This window comes from Thermococcus sp. SY098, assembly GCF_035621495.1.
In the GTDB taxonomy this organism is placed as follows: domain Archaea; phylum Methanobacteriota_B; class Thermococci; order Thermococcales; family Thermococcaceae; genus Thermococcus_B.
Genome location: NZ_CP141821.1, coordinates 1,332,610 through 1,350,780, shown reverse-complemented (window position 1 = coordinate 1,350,780; position 18,171 = coordinate 1,332,610). Strand labels below are relative to the sequence as shown.

Genomic DNA, 18,171 nt, shown 5'->3' with positions numbered 1-18,171 from the left:
TTTTGTTATGAAGCTAATTCCAAGCATTGCTTATCTTCGCGTGCAGAGGCAGTATTTTATAGGATACTCAATGCCTTTAGCCGGCTGGATAGGAGAGCATCTCTTGATTAGAGGTTCTTTTCCTAAGCCTCTCTTCTTGAAAAGGGCCTTGGCTAAGCTTGGATTCTCATTGGCTGGAGAAAGTGTTGACGATGAAACCTATGTCTATTTTTTCACGAAGAAAAACCTCGGCTTAACCGCTTACTTTGAGCCAGAGAATGCTCTATTTGTCCAGCTTTATCCTCTGAACAAAAGGCTCTCTTCTGGTATAACAATTCGAGCCCAGCACATTGAGTTTTATGACCAAGATGTTGTTTCAATTGAGCCTGCACAGAAACTGCCTCCAAGGATTAGGAGTATTGGAATAAATGCATTGATTTTGGAGGATAGGGTTCCAATATCAATCCCTTACTGGGGAATGGTTCATGAAGATTGGGAAAATGAGCTGAAAATTTTGGTTATGCTTGATGAAGTTTTTGGAGAGCTGGAGGAGAAGGAGTACAGATGTCCCATATGCTTTTCTCCGCTCAGAGTGGAAGGTCCTGCATTAAAGTGCGACACTTGCGGATTCATATTTACAGCGGAGGGCGACTTTGATAAAGTACTTTCGGAGTTCTCTTTGGGGGTTGGGGAGGAAGAGATTATCTTTTGATCTCGGGAGTTTTGTCGTAAACTTTTTGGAATAAGGATAAAGGTAAGGTTTATAAATTCACCCTCACTTCAATCTATCGGGCAGCCCCGTGGTGTAGCGGCCAAGCATGCGGGACTTTGGATCCCGCGACCGGGGTTCGAATCCCCGCGGGGCTACCACACAAACGGGCTCCAGCTTCTCTTCTCTTGAAAACTTCAAGAAAAAGATGAATGAACAAAAGCTCACCACTTCTCAAGCAGATAGTCTTTTTCCTCTAAGAAGATCTTTGCCCTCTCTTGGATTATCTTCTCTGCCTCTGCTGTTGTTAACTCCTTTGTCTTTTCAACGAAATCGGCGGTCTTTGCAAAGTAGAGCGGAATCAGTGGTTCAGCGTTCTTGAGGATTCCCCTCTTGTATGCAACTGCTCCATCAAATAGGATATGACTCCAGAGAACATCATCAAGTTCAAAGGTCTCAAGGGCTTTTGTGACTTGGGTAAATGTTTCTTCACTTAAAGCCTTCTTTAAAGTGCCCTCATTTTCTTTGAAAAGTTCCTTGGCTTTTTGCTTCAAAAGCTCAAGTGTAACCTTCACTTCTTCTGGTTCTTTCCATTGTATCTCCCCAAATACTTCAACGTCTCTAATGTTTTTAACTGGCTTCCATTTCTCTTCATATTTTTTCATCAACATGAACAAAGTGCCAACGACTTGGTTGAACATTGGACCGAGAGAGGCAGCTGGATCCTTCGGATTGTGAATCTTTAAGCCCAAAGCTGTTTGAACTACCCTGAACCCCTCAGCTAAGGCTGTTGTTGTTAAAAATATATCAACACCAAATCTTGCAACGTCTGTTTTCCAAACCTCTTCATCCGCTAAGTAAACATCAATCAGCTTCGCACTGATTCCAAAGTCCCCCCCAATTGGCTGTCTAACATTGTATCCATAGAGGGATGCTGTCATTGGATAAGCGATGTTATTTGTTATCGTGCCATCATATTTGTGTCTTATGTAGAGCGGAGCAACAAAATCATATCCATCTTCAACTGGCTTGGCGAATTTGTAAATCCACTCGGGGGTTATGCTCCTCAAATCGCTGTCAACAAAAACCAGAACATCAACATCTTTTTCCTTTGCGAGCTCCATGAGCTCTTTCATTGCGCTACCTTTGCCGGGAATTGGCCACTTGTAAACGAAGCTCATTACTTCCACTCCTTCTGGAACTCTGGTTTCCATAACAACTTCTCTTGTTCCATCGCTGCTTCCACCGTCAGCATTGGCTATTATTCCTCCCCCGAAGTACTTTTTCAATCCTTCAGCTGCTTGTTTGACTACAAAGCCTATTGTGTCGGCGTTGTTGTAGCTTGGTATCCCCACCATAACCTTCATTTTTATCACCCAAAAATACAACCATCTAAAGTGGTTTATAATGAAAAACGTTATATACTTTTTGTTCCCTCCCCTTAATAGTGATGCCCTATGCCAGACCGCAAATTAAGGGTAGGCGTTGTAGGTTGCGGAAATATATTCAATTTAGCACACAAAAACGCTCTTAAGAACCTTGAAACAGTAAAGCCCGTTGCTTTTATGGATATTAGGATAAAAAAAGCAAAAGAGGCAGCAAAAGAATTTAACGCCAAGTATTTTACAAGCTTGGATGAGTTTCTTGATTTTGACTTGGATGTGGTTGAAATATTGACCCCTACTTACACTCATGCTGATATTGCAATCAAAGCCCTAAAAGCTGGAAAGCATGTTATAGTTGAAAAGCCAATTGCATTGAGGAGCGAGGAAGCGGAAAAAATGATTAAGGTTGCGGAGAAAGAGGGATTGTGGCTTTTAGTTGGACATACAAGAAGATTTGATAAGCGGTGGATGCAGATTAAGGAGATTATCAAAAAGAGAAATATACTGCCCATGCAAATAAGAAAAGCTGAAGTCCAGAGGCTCCCCTTCCCGGAGACAGCATGGTACTGGAAGCCCCACAAAGGTGGTGGCGTTGCAATTGACTTAGGAGTTCACGTTACAGATTTCCTGAGATGGTTCTTTGAAAGTGAAGCGGTTAAAGTCTTGGGAATCGGGAAAGCAATAAGGAAGGAGGCAAAAGTTAACAACACTTACGATCACTTTGTCATGATGATCCAGTTCGATGGGGGTAAAACCGGAATTGCTGAAGTAAGCTGGGCTTACTCCTATCCAGCGCGCTATGGAGTGTTCTATCATCACTTAGACATCCTCGGCAAAAATGGACGGATAAGGTTCACGCCAATGGATACTCCTGTTGTTGGTGTTGTCAAAAGCCACTTTGAAATGCCCCGCTTTTCACCAATGCTTTCAACGTTCCCAGATGCCTTTGAAAGAGAGCTGAGGCACTTTTTCAATGTGATTCTTGGCAAGGAAGAACCAGTGATAACTGCAAAAGATGCTCTCATTGCACTTCAAATTGCTGAAACGGCAATAAAATCTGCCCAAAAAGGAGAGCCCATTGAGCTGGGGGTGGTCTCATGAAGATTAATGTAGGGATTATAAGCTATGCTCATCCCCATGCCTTAAGGTATGGCTCGACTTTTGCCTCTAATCCCAAGGTTAAGCTCCATGCAATTTCTGGAGATGGCTCGAATTCTGATGTTGCAAAGAGGGAAGCTCAGAGGTTTAAGGCGAAGTTTTACAAGACATATGATGAGCTGTTAAAAGACAAAAAAATCGATGCGGTTTATGTTGCAATTGAAACCTATCGCCATAAAGAGGTTGCCCTTAGAGTTATTGAAGAAGGCAAACATCTTCTCTTGGAAAAACCAATTGCTCTGACGCTTGAGGATGCCGATGAGATAATTAAAGCAGCTAAAAAAGCTGGAGTTAAACTGATGGTGCCTTTCAATCCAAGATTTACAATTCCTCTCAGAAAGGCAAAGAGCATGATTGAAAATGGGGAAATTGGAACTCTTGAATACGTCTATGCAATCTCAGAATACGTTAAACCGCCAATATTCCTTGAAGGTCTTGATATGAGCTGGTTTTTAGACAAAGATAAAGCAGGTGGAGGAGGCTTCATGGATACAGCCCCCCATGGCATTGATTCACTTCTCTGGCTGACGGAGAGTGACGTTGAGAAAGTCTATGCGGATATTGGATCTAAGATCTACGGTTTCCCCGTGGATGACATTGGAACCGCAGTTCTTGAATTTAAAAATGGTGTCACTGCTGTTCTGAATGCTGGCTGGGGCAATCCAAAGGGGTATTCATATGGGTTGGAGATGAAATACTACATTCTCGGTAAGGACGGCTTTTTGGACGTAAGGACAGCCTATCCGGATTTCACAGTCTATCAGGATAGGGCTGAGAAGATATACTGGGAGAGGCCTGACGTCGAAAGTATAGTTAAGTATTTCATCGAAGCTATACTTGAGGATAAGGAACCCCCAATAACTGGAGAAGATGCCAGGAAAAACTTGGAGATAGTTTTGGCTGCTTATGAATCTTCAAAAACTGGGAAGATAGTGCGGCTATAGCATAAATTTTCTAATTTTCTTCTCTTTTCTCTTTACAAAATACAACAACTAAAAGTGGTTTTATCATAACGTTTATATATCTCCTTTAAGTAAATTTTAGTGACTTAGCGTACTGAGGTGGGGGCTAATGAAAAAAGTAAAAACAATGTTTGGTTTGTTTTTGGTTGGCTTGATAGTTTTTGCAGTAGCAGCAAGCGGCTGTATTGGGGGAGAAAAAACGACCACACCTACTGGAACCCAAACAACACCGACACAATCAACAACTCCCGCTAAGATTGTTTGGGTCTCAACTCAATTGGCACCTCCTGAAGAAAGGGCTTTTGTTAAGGAAACACTTCTTGCGAACTTTAAAAAGCAGTATGGGATTGATGTTGACTTCATCCCAATGAGTTACACTGATCTTTCAACAAGGCTTGCTGGTGAAGAAAAAACTGGAAAAGTTACTATTGATGTAATTGGAGACCTACACGGTGGACTTGACTACTTCAACTCCCAAGGCTGGCTCATGGATCTCAGTAAAATGCCAAAGCTTGAAGGCAGAACATTTATCACAAGCTTTGAAAAGTATGCAACAATTAACGGAAAGAAGGTCTATGTTCCCTGGATGAGTGCCACATACGTTATGGTAGTCAATAAGAAAGCCTTCGACTATCTTCCTGCTGGCTTAACAAAGGACGATGTCATTAAGGGGACTGACAAATGGACTTACGATGCATTCCTTGCATGGGCAAAGAACCTCTATGAAAAGACCGGAAAGCCACAGGTTGGTTTCCCAGCAGGGCCAAATGGTCTCTTTGTTAGATTCCTGCACGGTTACCTGTATCCAAGTTTCACTGGATATGAGGCTAAGGCATTTGACAGCCCAGAAGCAGTAACAATGTGGAACTACCTCAAGGAGCTGTGGAAATACGTTAACCCAGCATCCACAACTTGGGATGCAATGAGCGATCCACTGCTGACAGGACAAGTCTTGATTGCATGGGATCACACTGCGAGAATTAAGAACGCAATCCAGACAAAACCCGATGAATTTGTGGTTGTTCCAGTGCCAAGAGGACCGAAGGGAAGAGGATTCATAGTTGTTCTTGCTGGTCTTGCGATTCCAAAAGGTGCTCCAAACCCAGATGCTGCATGGAAGTTAATTGACTACCTAACAAAGCCAGAAACTCAAGTTGAAGTACTTAAGAATGTTGGGTTCTTCCCAACCGTTAAGGAAGCAACGAATGCAATTCCGGAAGGCCCACTTAAGATACTTGCAGAAGGTGTTACTGCCCAATCATCAACTCCAGATGCACTGATTGTGATGATACCGAACCTTGGAGACAAGGGCGGTGAATTCAAGAACATCTATAAAGAAGCTTTCAGAAGAATCGTCCTCCAGGGAGAAGACCCACAGAAAGTTATCAGCGAACTTGGACCAAAATTGTTGCAGTTATTTAAGGAGAAAGGAATAGAAGTGCCGTGAGGTGTTGGCATGAAGCTCCGCCTCCCCTATCTTTTACTTTTGCCTGCCGTTTTGTATCTCGTTTTTTTCATTGGATATCCGCTTGTTCAGGCGTTGTATTTGGCGTTTACTCAAAATGGACATTTTACCCTTGACAATGTTAGACGAACCATCGGTGATCCCTATTTCTGGCAAGCTTTAAAGTATACAATCGCCCTTGCTGTTGTGATCATACCTATTCAGCTCTTTTTGGCTCTTATATTGGCTGTTGTTATGAATAGGACATTTAAGGGTAAAGATCTTGCCCTTTATGCTTTGATAATCCCCCTCACAATAAGTGATGTTGCGGGGGGTCTGATTTGGTATACCATGCTTACCGATGCTGGATTTTTGAACAAACTTCTTCTTAATCTTGGTTTAATAACCCAGCCCATACACTTTTTTGGATATGAATATAGAAATATGGAGTTCCTTGCAATAGTTATTGAGGAGTTATGGAGGGCAACGGCAATTGTCTTCGTTATTATCCTTGCGGGTCTGCAAATGATAAGCAAGGAATACTTGGAGGCAGCAGAAGTCTTTGGTGCTGATTACTGGACAAGAATGAGAAAAATAGTAATTCCCTTACTTAAACCTTCAATTCAGAGTGCTCTGATCATAAGAACCCTCTTCGCAATGCAGGTGTTCGGTGTAGTATGGATACTTGCGGGCAGAGACATACCGGTTTTAGCAGGAGAAGGATTCTATCAGCTCACTTTCATAAAAGACTACGGGGTGGCATCAATATATGCCCTTACTATAGCGGCTCTCTCAATCCTCTTGGGTGCCATGTACGTTAAGTTCCTCAAGGCTGAGTACTTGGAGGTGAGAACATGAACGACAAAACAAGATTTATGCTGAAGAAACTGCTCTTATACTCTTTCCTGTTTACAGTCGTTATATGGATAGTCCTTCCAATAATTGTGTCAATCCTCTATGCCTTTTCTTCAAAACTTGACTATTATGATCCCCACAAAGTTATTCCAACGCATTACACAACCCAGTGGGTCAAGACCCTGCTCTTTACTCTTGGAGCATGGGATGGGATTAAAAATAGCGTTATAGTTGCCATATTAACCATCATCATAAGCTTCTCCCTCGGTATACCCGCTGGCTATGCAATAGCAAAGTTCATCTTTCCAGGAAAAGATACAATAAAGCTGTCAATAATAGCCCTCAGAATGTTTCCAATTCCGGTTATGGCAATTCCATTGGTTGTGCTTTACATAAAGCTCAATCTTATAGATACTCTCCTTGGGGTTGCATTGGCTCACACTGCAATGGCATTGCCTTTCGTTGTGCTGATAACCTCAAGCATATTTGCAGGTGTTTCCAAAGAGCTTGAGGAGGCAGCAATGGTCTTTGGTGTGACAAGGCTTGGTGCTTTTTTCCGGATTACACTACCATTAGCACTTCCCGGCTTGGCAGCCGCTGCAATGTTTACATTTGTGATGAGCTGGAACGAGGTTTTTGTTGCGTCGATATTAACTCTTAAAAACAGGACTTTGCCTGCTCAGATACTGTCAATAATGGCGGGTTCGAGTGGAGGGGCGGCACCTCCGTATTATAAATTCGCTGCAGCCTTCATAATGACCCTTCCAGCCATGATATTCATATTCTTCGCAAGAAAATACCTCGTAAGCATGTGGGGTATAACGCTCAAGTGAGGTGTTACCATGGTTGAAGTAAGGTTGGAAAAAATAACGAAGAAGTTTGGAGATTTCACGGCAGTAAATGAGTTAACCCTAACGATAAAAGATGGAGAATTTTTGGTTTTATTGGGACCAAGTGGCTGTGGTAAGACCACAACACTCAGGATGATTTCGGGTCTTGAAACACCCACAAGCGGCAAAATATGGTTTGGGGATAGAGACGTTACATATTTGCCACCCAAGGACAGGAACATCTCAATGGTCTTCCAGAGCTATGCTGTGTGGCCACACATGACTGTTTATGATAACATCGCTTTCCCCTTGAAGATAAAGAAGTATCCAAAGGAAGAAATCGACAAGAGAGTAAAATGGGCTGCCGAGCTTCTTCAAATAGAGGAACTTTTGGACAGGTATCCGGCACAGCTAAGTGGTGGTCAGAGGCAGAGGGTTGCAGTTGCAAGGGCAATCGTTGTTGAGCCCGATGTTCTCTTAATGGATGAGCCTCTTTCGAACTTGGATGCAAAGCTTAGGGTCATGATGCGTGCTGAAATCAAAAAGCTTCAAGAGAAGCTTAAGGTCACAACTATCTATGTTACCCACGATCAGGTTGAAGCAATGACAATGGGAGACAGAATTGCGGTTATGAACAAAGGACAGCTCCTCCAGGTTGGACCTCCTGTTGAGGTTTATTCTAAGCCTAATTCAATATTTGTTGCGACTTTTATCGGAGCTCCAGAGATGAACTTAATGGATGTAACTGTTAAAGAAACTGACAAGGGCATTGCCCTTGAAGGGGAAGGGTTTGAAATTCTGCTTCCAGAGGACTTGGGAGAATTTTTGAAGGATTATGTGAATAAAACGGTCGTATTTGGAATAAGGCCCGAACACATGACCGTTGAGGGAATTTCAGAGGTCCTTCATGTTAAACGGAAAGCTAAGATTAAAGGTACAGTTGACTTTGTTGAGGCATTGGGAACAGACACAATAATTCATGCTAAAGTTGGAGGGAAAATTATAAAAATTAAAATACCAGGACATGTACCAATTGAGCTTGGAAGGCCTGTTGATATAATCATCGACCTTGACAACATTCATGTTTTTGATAAGAGCACTGAAAAAGCGATAATCTGAGGGATACTATGAGCGAAAAGGAGCTTAAAGGACTCCTCAGAGAACTTGGATTCAGCGAGTATGAGGTTAGTGCATACCTTACTCTGATAAAGGAAGGTCCATTAACGGCTGGGGAGCTTGCAACTCTATCAAAAGTTCCCCAGCCGAGGATATACGACGTGATTAGAACTCTTATGGGGAAGGGATTTGTGATAACAATCGGTGGGAGACCTAAAAAAGTGGTTGCAGTTAATCCGGAAAAGGTCTTCTCCGAAATTGAACGTAAATATGTCAGAAAAGTTAGCCTGGTAAAAGAAATGTTGAAAGAGATTTACAATCCGAGGGATGGGGAAATAGGCAATATAATCGTTGTAAAAAGCAAGATAACATTTGAAAAATATGTAAAGGATGCGATCAAAAACGCTAAGAGACACATTTCTCTTGCTCTCCCTCTTCCTTTCCTGAAGAGAATTCAAGACGATCTAATAAAAAAGAAAAAAATGGGGGTTGAGATAGATCTATTTGTATACGGCGTTGGTGAAGTACCCCCAGTTGCTCATAAAATTAAGATTAGAGAAGTTCCGGATCCCTTTATCCTGATCCAAGATAAGGAAACTGGGATTTATGCTCCAAGTGAAGCATTAAACTCAAAAACTTCTGGCCTCCATGGCTATGCCATGATAATCAAAGACGAGAATTTGCTGTTCATGTTTGACAGGTACTTTTACCATGCTCTCTGGCCCACTGGAAGGACAGTGTATGAAGAAGAAAGAAAGCTCATCCTTCCAAGGGAATACATTCACATAAGAAAATTGGTCAGGGATATACGACTCTTCAACTTAGTGAACTCAAAAGTTAGAATCATAGGAAAGTTTGTTAAAAGCAAGGAGCCTGTAGAGATTGAAGGCAGGATCGTGGATTATTATGAGGACAAGGCTAAGGTTATTTCCAATATCACAGTTGAAACTGAAGATGGGAAAAGGTATGTGGTTGGTGGCTGGAATTCCTCTCTTGAAGATATTGAGGCTGATTTGATAGTTATTGAAGGAACATAACCTGTTTCAAGGAAATAAGCATTAAAAACAGAGAAGATTCAGACAATCAGGGAAACTAAATCCCAAATTGCTTTTTCTGGATCTTTTGCTTTTGTAACTCCGCTTGCTAAGAGGACTCCAACTGTTCCGAGCTCTAACGCCTTTTTGACGTCTTCACCTGTTGAAATTCCAGCACCACAGAGAACTTTTACCTCTGGGTTGACCTTTTTAACAAGCTCAACAGTGTCCGTAATAACTTCAGGTTTTGCTTTGCTCACCGGTATGCCGGTTCCTATGAGCTCTGGGGGTTCAACAGCAACATAATCTGGGTCTAATGCAGCAACAGCGGCTGAAACCTTTGGGTTGTTTGAACAGACCATTGTCATTAAGCCAACTTCTTCAGCTCTCCTGATTGCGGCCTCCAAATCAGCCAAAATCATTCTGTTTTCTGAATGGTTTAACAGAGTTCCGACAGCTCCAGCCTCTTTAACGGCCTCTGGTAGAACGTGACCCGTATGACTGCCGGGCTTTATTGGATCAATATGCTGGGCAAAGACTGGAATCTCAACTTCTTGGGCTATTCTGTAGAGGTCAGCTAACTGCGGAGCAACTACAATTGTTATCCCCGTCTCCTTGTAAACTTTTTCAGCGGCTTTAGCTATTCTCAAAGCCCCTTCTCCAGTAGCTTGGGCATATGTTTTAAAATTGATTGCAATAATCGGTTCCTTCAATTTCATGAATATCACCTATGGTGAATATGTTCTTGAGGTTTAAATGGTTTTGTCTATCTTAACAATCTAAGTCCCTAAGTTCTTGCTAAAAATATCCAATCAAAAGTTTTGAGTAATTTGTTTTTACTTTGTTGTTTTGGGAATTTTGTATTTTGATGTTGGTGGTTGTAATTTGTTTTTTGTTTAGTTCGTAATTGGAAAAGTATTTATACTACTTCTGCATATGGTATTATTGATGATCTTGTTTGGGGGGGGCAGAATGCGGAAGTGGGTAGTTTTGGGCATCCTTGTGTTGTTGGTTTTTGGGAATTTAGTTTTTGCTCAAGAGAACTTCCAAGAAGTCAGGGATTTGCAAGTTAAGACTGAGAAGTGTGATTCTTGCTGTCAGAGTTTTGATGTTGATAAAGCTTTAAGTGAAGTTAATGCAAAGATAGAGAATTTAACCAAAGTGATTAATCAAAAAGAAGAGGAATTGCAGAAGCTTTACGCTGAACTCAACAGGACTAAGAGCATTGAAACTCTTGAGAAGATTGTTAAGCTTGAGGATGAAGTTCAGCTTTTAAAGAGTGAACTTGAGTTCTACAAGAGACGAAAAACTGTAAAGGAGATTCTAAAGAGGTATCAGAGAAGCCTTTACACTACTTACGACACTGAAGCAATTGTTAATAATTATACTATGGATATTCAGAGATTGTTACCAACAAATAGAATAAATAGAAAGATAAAAACTCCAAGTGACATAGCTGAACTATACTGGTATCTAGCGGAAGATACGTTTAATAAAATAATGGACTTAGAATATGAGCTTCAAACAACATTCAAAAAAATTAAGAACAACCAAGCTTCGATCAATAATGTTCTACAAATAATCAAGGAAAAAAGAAAACTTTGGAACGAGATTTATCAATATTTAAGGAAAAGAGATGAACTGTACACATATGAGGCGCTGGAGAGAACCAGACAGAAGCAAATACTCTATAGTACAATGTTTGGCATAGCTCCCTTAGGATCCACGCCTTCTCCGTGGGAATGTTGGAAAAAGACTGAGAACGGCAATATTGTGTATGTTTGTAGAGAAATTAGAAAGGGTGAAGTAGTGAGCTGTTGTCCAGATCCCCTTGGGCATCCATTAGGTGATGGAACTCGTTTTGTAAATCTTAGACCTGCTGTGGTATGGATAGGAATGTATTCCGATACATATCCCAGTGGAAGCTCCCATGTTGCGGACTACTGTTTATACAAATTCCCCTCTAGTAATAGCCCAAGTGCGATTTTCGAAACATATAAACCTTACGTTGATTATATGAGCAGAAAATACAACCTCAATATAAGATCAATCCAAATAAAATTCTTTTATACTGCTACCGCATATAATAGAGAGGCCCATACCTACCAACAAACTCATCTAATCTTTCAGTATAACTGTTATATGAGCACAGGTTACTGTCATCCCTCAAAAAGTTGGCTTAGAGAGCTACCTACAAATCCACAGAATCCACCATATTCGATGGTAACTAATTTAATGGTATGGCCTTACGTACTAGCATGCAAATATAGGGGGGATTGTGGCTTGGCATGTGAATGGGCGAATGCACATTGTAGAGGATGTTTTGCACCAGATGACACTGCATCTCAATATTTTGCAAAAAAATAGGGGGATTTTAAATGAAGGCTTTTTCCTCTATCATTTTGTTTCTCGTTTTTATGTCTCTGGTTCAACTTGAATCTCAATGGATGTACAACACAAAGGACTTTATTGATAGAGTGAAAATGTCACCTGATGGTTCTTACATAGCTGCAATTGGAACATCTAACGGAGAAAGAGTTTATGTGTTTAATAGAAATGGGAGCTTGCTTTGGAAACGTGAAGGCATGTCTTCCCTGTCCTTCTCAAAGAACAATTATGTAGCTGTGGGAGGAAAGGATATTGCCCTGCTTGCTGGAGATGGAGAACTTTTGTGGGAGTACAAAAATATATCGAATATAGAGAGAATTTTAATTTCAGAATATGGGGAAAAAGTTATCGGAGTAGGGAAGAAAGAACTCTACATCCTTGATAGAAATGGAAAATTAATCGCCCGATTGATGTTTAATGAATCAATTGGGGCGTCAGTATCTTCTTGTGGTTGCTACATAGCGGTAGGTACAGAAAACGGAATTCTGTATTTCTTTGAAGATGAGAAACTAATATGGACTCAAAGGCTCAGCGGGAGGATTTATCCTCTCTCTGTGTCAGCTGATGGAAACTATGTCGTCGTCGGTGTGGGCTCAAAGCTACACGTTTTTGAAAATAATGGGAAGTTGCTCTGGAGTTATTCTGTAGAGGGTAACATATTGGACGTGGGGATATCTGAAAGTAACAACTATATAGCTGTTGAATCTGTTGAGACTGGAGAAGTTTTGGGGAGTACAACAGTTGGAACAACCCATGTGTATCTTTTTGATAAGAGTGGGAATGTTCTGTGGTCTCAAGTTTTAAGTCCGATCTCGTACTATTCTTTTGGTAGTGGAATTAGTGATGCAAGTGGAGTGTTTTATTATTTTGATGTTTCGACATCTCAAAATGGTGAATTCGTTGTAGCTGTCGTTGGAAGCAGGGTTTATCTTTTTAATAACGAGGGCAAAATTCTCTGGGAATCTGAAGTTGGAGAATGGTCAAGTGTTGAAATTTCAAGAGATGGAAAATATATCGTGATTGGTTCACAAAATGGTGAAATTAAGCTCCTTTTTAATAAGTATGCAAGAACTTTGACAAAAACTGAAACAGTAACCAAAACCATAGTTAAAACGAAAACAAGTACAGTAACTGTAACTGAAACAAAGAGCGTTACAAGGAGGGTCATATGCGGGGATGGGTTTATAATTTTACTTTCTCTTATAATCCTAACGAGAAGGCGGGGGACGGCATCATGACCTTAAATATGAAGCACATTTTCCCCCATGTATTTATTATTTTTGTTGTGCTAACATTAATTATAGGCATTAATCATACTCATGAAAGGAATCAAAAGAGGTTCTTGGAAAATACCAACGAGTCATTAGCGAATTTTCATGGGAACATTTCCTTAACGTGGACTGCAAAAGGAGAAAACTTTTTCTATTGTAATAGCTCACTCCTTGTCCTTGAAGATTCTATGGTGAAATTTTTAAGTATGGGGAACGGTACCGTTGAGAAACAGCTGACAGTTTCTGGATATTACTTCTTAGACAATTTCATGTTTCTAAGGATCAATGAGGAGTATTATAAAGTTAAATGTCCCAGTGGAGAACTCATTAGATTATCGGCACCTGTGTTTGAATTCAACGGATGGAAGATGGAACTACAGAATTCGACTGTTATACTCCTCAATAACTTGAGGTTCTCTTTTAGTGAGACACCCCACATTTTGAAAACAGATAAGGAATTCCTTATATTCGGGCATACTAGTAAAAATACCTCTAAATTGATCAGTCTTACGGACAGAATAAGGGTGTTCCAAATTAACGGAACAATAAGCGGAATCGCGGTTGTTAACGATACAGTGATTGTAAGTGTTGGTGATTACAAGCGGGTTGTGAGAGATAACAAGCAGTGGAAAATCAAAGAAGTCCACTACTACCCTACAGGTGGGTACATAATGGCTCTCAAAAATGATTCAGTTGTCTGGAGACTCCCCGATAACAGAAACTTCTATCATGTTGGAAAATCTGGTTTTCATGGAATTGCCGTATCAAATGGCATAATTTATGGTCTAACGAATTTTGACATAGTAGAAATCTCCTATAATGGCTCAATCTTGGGAAGGATCCCAATTTGGAACATGAGTAGCTGCTTGTTCATTGAAAGTGTGAAAGGAAATGGAAATGAACATTTCTTTACATTTGCCTATAAAGGTACAAATCCCTGCATAGGTCAAGAAAATCCGTCAACAATCTATGGAATATGTGTTTTGAATTACAAAACCAAGAGAATTAACTGCATTAGCCTTATTGACGAGCAAAAGGCTCTTAATGTACAAACTCTCAAAATTGGAGTTTATAGAAATTATATAGTGGTGGCTTATAAATTAGAGGAGCAAAACCTCATAAGTATCCTGAGGGTAAAATAAGAAATAAGGAACCTTAAATCGTCCAATCAACTCCCAAAATTTCACTGTAAGTGTCAAGCACTCTCTTGAGGTATTCTTTTGCAGTGCCAACTTTGTCTTCTTTGAACTTTTCTGCCCACTTTTCGTTTCCAAACTCTTCAGCACCAGCGGCAACCAAATCAACGACCCTCATGCTGTCCCAGAATACAGGCTCATAACCAGCTTTCTTTGCATAGTTTATGAGCTTTCTTATGACTTTCTTTGCGTGTTCCTCCATGTCAACATTCTCGCCATAGGCTTCGAGGAAGAGAGCTTTAAGAACTGGCTTCATCCATCCCCTGTGGAATCTGCACCATCCAACATTGTCATACCAGAACTCATACAGGGCACTTGCCACTATTTTGCTTGCTAACTCTTCTGGCTCAAGGAAAACGCCAAACTGATAAAATGTCCAGTACCTCCCTTGGATTGGCAGTGGAATGTAATTTCCTATAGCCCAATACATTGTCGGGCAGATTTCTCCATCTTCGCCAAGAGGTGTAAAGACTGCATAGTCCTTGAAGCTTTCCCCATATTTCAGCCTATCTTTGAACTTCTCATCAAGTATTGCACTTGCTTTCCTCTTTCCTAAGCCGAGGATTTTGGCAATTTCTGTTTCTGCAAAAGCTACCTTATGAGCCAATTCTGCAACAAGTCTTGCGTTCTTTTCACTGGCTTCAACGGGCTTTAGAATCAGATCATCTTTTGTAAAGTCTGGTTTGCCGCTTAATCCCACTTCCTCTGGCTTGAGTAGCCCCCTATAGACAAGCTCAAGCACCCATGAGGCTAAGCCACCAAACTCGATGGCATCAAAACCCATAGCATCGACCGCATGGACACTTATATCGCTTGCATAGATGTAAATGCTCCCGCTTAATGGTCCATTGGCTTCATACGGCTCATATTCAACGTGGTGGCCTCTGCGGAACTTCTTACATACAACTGGACACGGTTCTCCACAGGTTGTCCAGTTTTTGGTTTCTATTGCTTCCTTGTTGAAAGGCTCCCAGTAGTGCTTCATTATGTTCTCGTGGATTTTAATCCTATCCTCTTTGTTAATGTAGGGCATCTGCCAGTTTAAAATTGGGACAAAGTCCCCTTCAGCTGGATAGTTTCCTCCAAACGTTCCGCCGGTTTTCAGCTTTGGATTATAGCGATACTTGGTTGTTTTTTCTCCGATAATTTGAAACATGGGCTTTTTATGAACTCCTTCAACTATGGGTCTTGCAACTTTTATATCTCCTATGTTCTCACCTGGGAACTTTTTCTTGGCTTTTCCTCCAAAGATTATTGCCACAACATTATGTGCCCTGAGCAGAACACTTCCAGGACCGCCGCGAGCTGCCCAGTCTTCGCTTCCCTCTACACGCTTTCCATTTTTTAAAGTCTGTGAGAATATTGCTCCAAAGTTGGTGTTAAGAGATGCCGGTCCTACACAGGCGATTCTAAATTCTTCGTCAAATTTGTCTTTGAAGTTTTCAATAAGGTATTCAGTTAGTGCATAGACTCCCTCTTCCCCTTTATAGCTACGCCAGATTTGTAAGAGCTTTTCAAGCTCCATCTCATGAAGCTCAACGCTAACGTTTTTTCCATCACCCTGCAACAGGATAATGGTTGGTTTCTCTCTTTTTCCTTCAAGAACTACGAAGTCCACACCAACTCTCTGAAAAATGTATGCTGCCCCGCCCATTGTTGATGGGAAGAGGGCTCCATAGAGTGGTGATCTGAAGATGAATACAAGTCTGTGGGCTCCAGGCAAAACTGATCCTGCGAATGGCCCTTTCCCAAAGACGGTAACATTTTTTGGGTCGTAGGGATCGAGTTCATATGTTTTATAGACTTCATCATGAAGATAGAGGGCATAGTCAATTATTCCGTAGATTCCTTCCTGCTGTATTTCATTCATGCTGATTTCTTTGGTTTTCAGGTTAATTTTGAGGGTTGTGAATTTCATTCTTATCCCTCCGTATCACTCTGGGTGTTAATTTAAAAAAAGAGTTATTTAAGGTTTTTGTCATAAAAAAGATTCTGGGAGCATGTACAGATAAGTACGTAAAATAAAAAAGCGGCAAGAGCCTTAAAGGGGTTCAAATCTGTCTTTGAGCTTTTCAAGAACTCCTGGCAATGTGGTGTATTCCATCTCCTCGAGAGGTAAGCGGTGCGGTTCAAAGGGTCCATGCCTTCTCATGTATTCAGTGATCTCCAATGCTTTTTGTCTTGCCCAGTCAAATGCTGGATCGTCAAAGAGATCAACTGGGCCGATCAGCTTTCCTTCTGGGCTTATCTGCCACCCCAAAGCTACAGCTCTTGGAGGTCCATCGAACCTTGAGGGGGTTGCGTATTTGAGGGGTACGGGCATTATTGGTCCGTTGTGACTTCCACGCATCCAGCCACTTACCAAGTGCGGAAATGCAAAGGGCTCAAGAACCTCTCCAAGAGCTGGCAAACCACTCTGTGCTCTCACTATTGCGACGGGATCGTCTTTTCCCACATACTCGCCGGCAATTTCATAAAGCTTCTCTGTAGAAACAACAGCAACCGGTTCATCCTTCGGGAGTTTATGTCCCTCCTTGGGGAATACCCTTTTTATTACATATCTGGATTTTGCCCCAATCAATGCCAGAATGTCATACATTTCCTCTGGAGAATTCATTATTACTCTTTTGTGCTCTCTGATGTCCCAAATTTCAAATCTGAAGCCCATATGCATGTTTGGATCGATCACAAGTCCTGCAGTGTTGAAAGGATCTGCAAACATTCTGAATATTGGGAGGTTAAATGCTCCTGGTTCAGTTTTATCCATGTGGAAAGTTACTATTGGCTCGCTTTTCCTTATTGTTATCTCCATTTCTGCCGCTCCAGGTCCCATCCCCCTGATGTTTCCACTGAATGCATCTTTAAGCAAATCTTGGCCAGCTCCATAAAGACCGAGTTCTTTGGCTGTCTTTGTTGCCTCTTTAAATGTTTCCCATGCAAGTCCATGGATATCTGGGCTGTCGGTTCCTTTTTTGTGCGTCATTATCAGTTGTAGATCATCGCCACAGTATGTGACGTGGAAGTCTATGATTGTTCCATCTTCTTTTGCTTTGGATAATATTTCTCTGGCTTTCTCTATCAATGCTGGATGAACCTTGTGGTGTCCTGGCCATCCCCCAATATCTGCTTTTATTACGCTAATTGTTATCTTTTCTCCAACTGCCACTTTCATCACCAAGTAATTTATAAGTTATTTTAAGCTTATAAAATTTTGTTAATGCAAACATGTATCACTACAAATGATACAAAGAATCAGTAAAAAACAGGATATTCAGCAAGATATAATTTAGAAAAACAAAAACATAATAGATATTTTTACAACGCTTTACTCGCATATATCAGTCCATCCAAATTCTTCTTTCACTACTTTGATCAGGTTTTTGAGCTCTTCTTTCTTGATATTAACGGTGCTTGTTGCGCCCACAAGAGCTATGATCCCATGAATCTCTTCCTGTACTTGTATAACGTCGTCACTGACCTTAATGACTTTAAGCTCTCTCTTTGCTACCTCATCCTCGCTGATCTTAAATTTGTCTTGACCAATCATTATGGCACTCATGGTATCCACCAAATATTTTTGTAAGTTGAAGTTAATAAAATTTCCGCCCAGGCATAAAGCTTATAAGTTGGTACACTGGTAAAGGAGTATTGAACATGGGGGCGTGGTGTAGCCTGGTCCATCATCGCGGGCTCCAGAGGTGTGAAGACAGGCGGGTTTGCTGATTGGGGATGAGCCTTTGGAGCTCTGACCCGGAGAAACCCGCGGACCGGGGTTCAAATCCCCGCGCCCCCACCACAATTTTAATAGAAGCTTTACTGACAAAGTTACACGCTTTTATGAGTT

The 18,171-nt window shown here is 41.2% G+C and carries 16 protein-coding genes and 2 tRNA genes; 13 read left to right on the top strand and 5 right to left on the bottom strand.

Translation table 11 applies throughout. From position 1 onward, the window contains the following. Window positions 1-7: 7 nt before the first annotated feature. Window positions 8-691 carry a hypothetical protein gene (locus VFC49_RS07530; RefSeq protein WP_324735027.1) on the top strand — a complete coding sequence of 228 codons (684 nt, stop codon included), beginning with the start codon at window positions 8-10 and terminating at the stop codon, window positions 689-691. Between the two features lie 82 nt (window positions 692-773). Next, window positions 774-849 (top strand) — tRNA-Gln (locus tag VFC49_RS07525). Window positions 850-912: 63 nt separating this feature from the next. On the opposite strand, the gene VFC49_RS07520 is transcribed toward VFC49_RS07525, so the two are convergent. Continuing rightward, a complete protein-coding gene (locus VFC49_RS07520; RefSeq protein WP_324735026.1) occupies window positions 913-2,055 on the bottom strand; it encodes a glycosyltransferase in 1,143 nt (380 codons plus the stop codon). 90 nt (window positions 2,056-2,145) lie between these two features. On the opposite strand from VFC49_RS07520, the gene VFC49_RS07515 reads away from it, so the two are divergent. The 7 genes from VFC49_RS07515 (at window position 2,146) to VFC49_RS07485 (ending at window position 9,475) form a co-directional block, all read left to right on the top strand. Continuing rightward, window positions 2,146-3,174, top strand: a complete 1,029-nt coding sequence (locus tag VFC49_RS07515) for a Gfo/Idh/MocA family oxidoreductase (RefSeq protein WP_324735025.1) — start codon at window positions 2,146-2,148, stop codon at window positions 3,172-3,174. Continuing rightward, window positions 3,171-4,175: a Gfo/Idh/MocA family oxidoreductase gene (locus tag VFC49_RS07510; protein WP_324735024.1), complete on the top strand. Its 1,005-nt coding sequence runs from the start codon at window positions 3,171-3,173 to the stop codon at window positions 4,173-4,175. The genes VFC49_RS07515 and VFC49_RS07510 overlap by 4 nt, the downstream gene beginning before the upstream one ends. Window positions 4,176-4,302: 127 nt before the next feature. Further along, a complete protein-coding gene (locus VFC49_RS07505) occupies window positions 4,303-5,640 on the top strand; it encodes an ABC transporter substrate-binding protein (protein ID WP_013468110.1) in 1,338 nt (445 codons plus the stop codon). A gap of 9 nt (window positions 5,641-5,649) precedes the next feature. Further along, window positions 5,650-6,495: a carbohydrate ABC transporter permease gene (locus tag VFC49_RS07500; protein WP_013468109.1), complete on the top strand. Its 846-nt coding sequence runs from the start codon at window positions 5,650-5,652 to the stop codon at window positions 6,493-6,495. Then, window positions 6,492-7,325 carry a carbohydrate ABC transporter permease gene (locus tag VFC49_RS07495; protein ID WP_324735023.1) on the top strand — a complete coding sequence of 278 codons (834 nt, stop codon included), beginning with the start codon at window positions 6,492-6,494 and terminating at the stop codon, window positions 7,323-7,325. Before VFC49_RS07500 ends, VFC49_RS07495 begins: the two co-directional genes overlap by 4 nt. 9 nt (window positions 7,326-7,334) lie before the next feature. Further along, entirely contained in the window at window positions 7,335-8,441 is a 1,107-nt protein-coding gene (locus VFC49_RS07490; RefSeq protein ID WP_013468107.1) for an ABC transporter ATP-binding protein, read from the top strand. A gap of 8 nt (window positions 8,442-8,449) precedes the next feature. Continuing rightward, window positions 8,450-9,475, top strand: a complete 1,026-nt coding sequence (locus tag VFC49_RS07485) for a TrmB family transcriptional regulator (RefSeq protein ID WP_324735022.1) — start codon at window positions 8,450-8,452, stop codon at window positions 9,473-9,475. A 38-nt stretch (window positions 9,476-9,513) separates the two neighbouring features. On the opposite strand, the gene tpiA is transcribed toward VFC49_RS07485, so the two are convergent. Beyond that, the gene (gene tpiA / locus VFC49_RS07480) at window positions 9,514-10,191 is read right to left on the bottom strand and encodes a triose-phosphate isomerase (protein WP_324735021.1); all 678 of its coding nucleotides are present in this window, start codon (window positions 10,189-10,191) and stop codon (window positions 9,514-9,516) included. 253 nt (window positions 10,192-10,444) lie between these two features. On the opposite strand from tpiA, the gene VFC49_RS07475 reads away from it, so the two are divergent. The 3 genes from VFC49_RS07475 to VFC49_RS07465 are packed head-to-tail and all read left to right on the top strand — an operon-like array spanning window position 10,445 to window position 14,273. Then, window positions 10,445-11,839, top strand: a complete 1,395-nt coding sequence (locus tag VFC49_RS07475) for a hypothetical protein (RefSeq protein WP_324735020.1) — start codon at window positions 10,445-10,447, stop codon at window positions 11,837-11,839. Window positions 11,840-11,850: 11 nt separating this feature from the next. Then, window positions 11,851-13,098 (top strand): DUF5711 family protein, encoded by a 1,248-nt coding sequence (locus tag VFC49_RS07470; RefSeq protein WP_324735019.1) that lies wholly within the window; start codon window positions 11,851-11,853, stop codon window positions 13,096-13,098. Further along, window positions 13,029-14,273: a hypothetical protein gene (locus VFC49_RS07465; protein ID WP_324735018.1), complete on the top strand. Its 1,245-nt coding sequence runs from the start codon at window positions 13,029-13,031 to the stop codon at window positions 14,271-14,273. The genes VFC49_RS07470 and VFC49_RS07465 overlap by 70 nt, the downstream gene beginning before the upstream one ends. Before the next feature lie 13 nt (window positions 14,274-14,286). Here the strand turns inward: VFC49_RS07465 and gor are convergent, their stop codons facing one another. The 3 genes from gor to VFC49_RS07450 form a co-directional block, all read right to left on the bottom strand. Then, window positions 14,287-16,245 (bottom strand): glyceraldehyde-3-phosphate:ferredoxin oxidoreductase, encoded by a 1,959-nt coding sequence (gene gor, locus VFC49_RS07460; RefSeq protein WP_324735017.1) that lies wholly within the window; start codon window positions 16,243-16,245, stop codon window positions 14,287-14,289. A gap of 123 nt (window positions 16,246-16,368) precedes the next feature. Beyond that, window positions 16,369-17,493 carry a fructose-1,6-bisphosphate aldolase/phosphatase gene (fbp, locus tag VFC49_RS07455; protein WP_324736687.1) on the bottom strand — a complete coding sequence of 375 codons (1,125 nt, stop codon included), beginning with the start codon at window positions 17,491-17,493 and terminating at the stop codon, window positions 16,369-16,371. A gap of 159 nt (window positions 17,494-17,652) precedes the next feature. Continuing rightward, window positions 17,653-17,886, bottom strand: coding sequence for a hypothetical protein (locus VFC49_RS07450; protein WP_013468102.1), 234 nt, complete (start codon window positions 17,884-17,886; stop codon window positions 17,653-17,655). Between the two features lie 97 nt (window positions 17,887-17,983). On the opposite strand from VFC49_RS07450, the gene VFC49_RS07445 reads away from it, so the two are divergent. After that, window positions 17,984-18,123, top strand: a tRNA-Trp gene (locus VFC49_RS07445). Window positions 18,124-18,171: the final 48 nt, after the last annotated feature.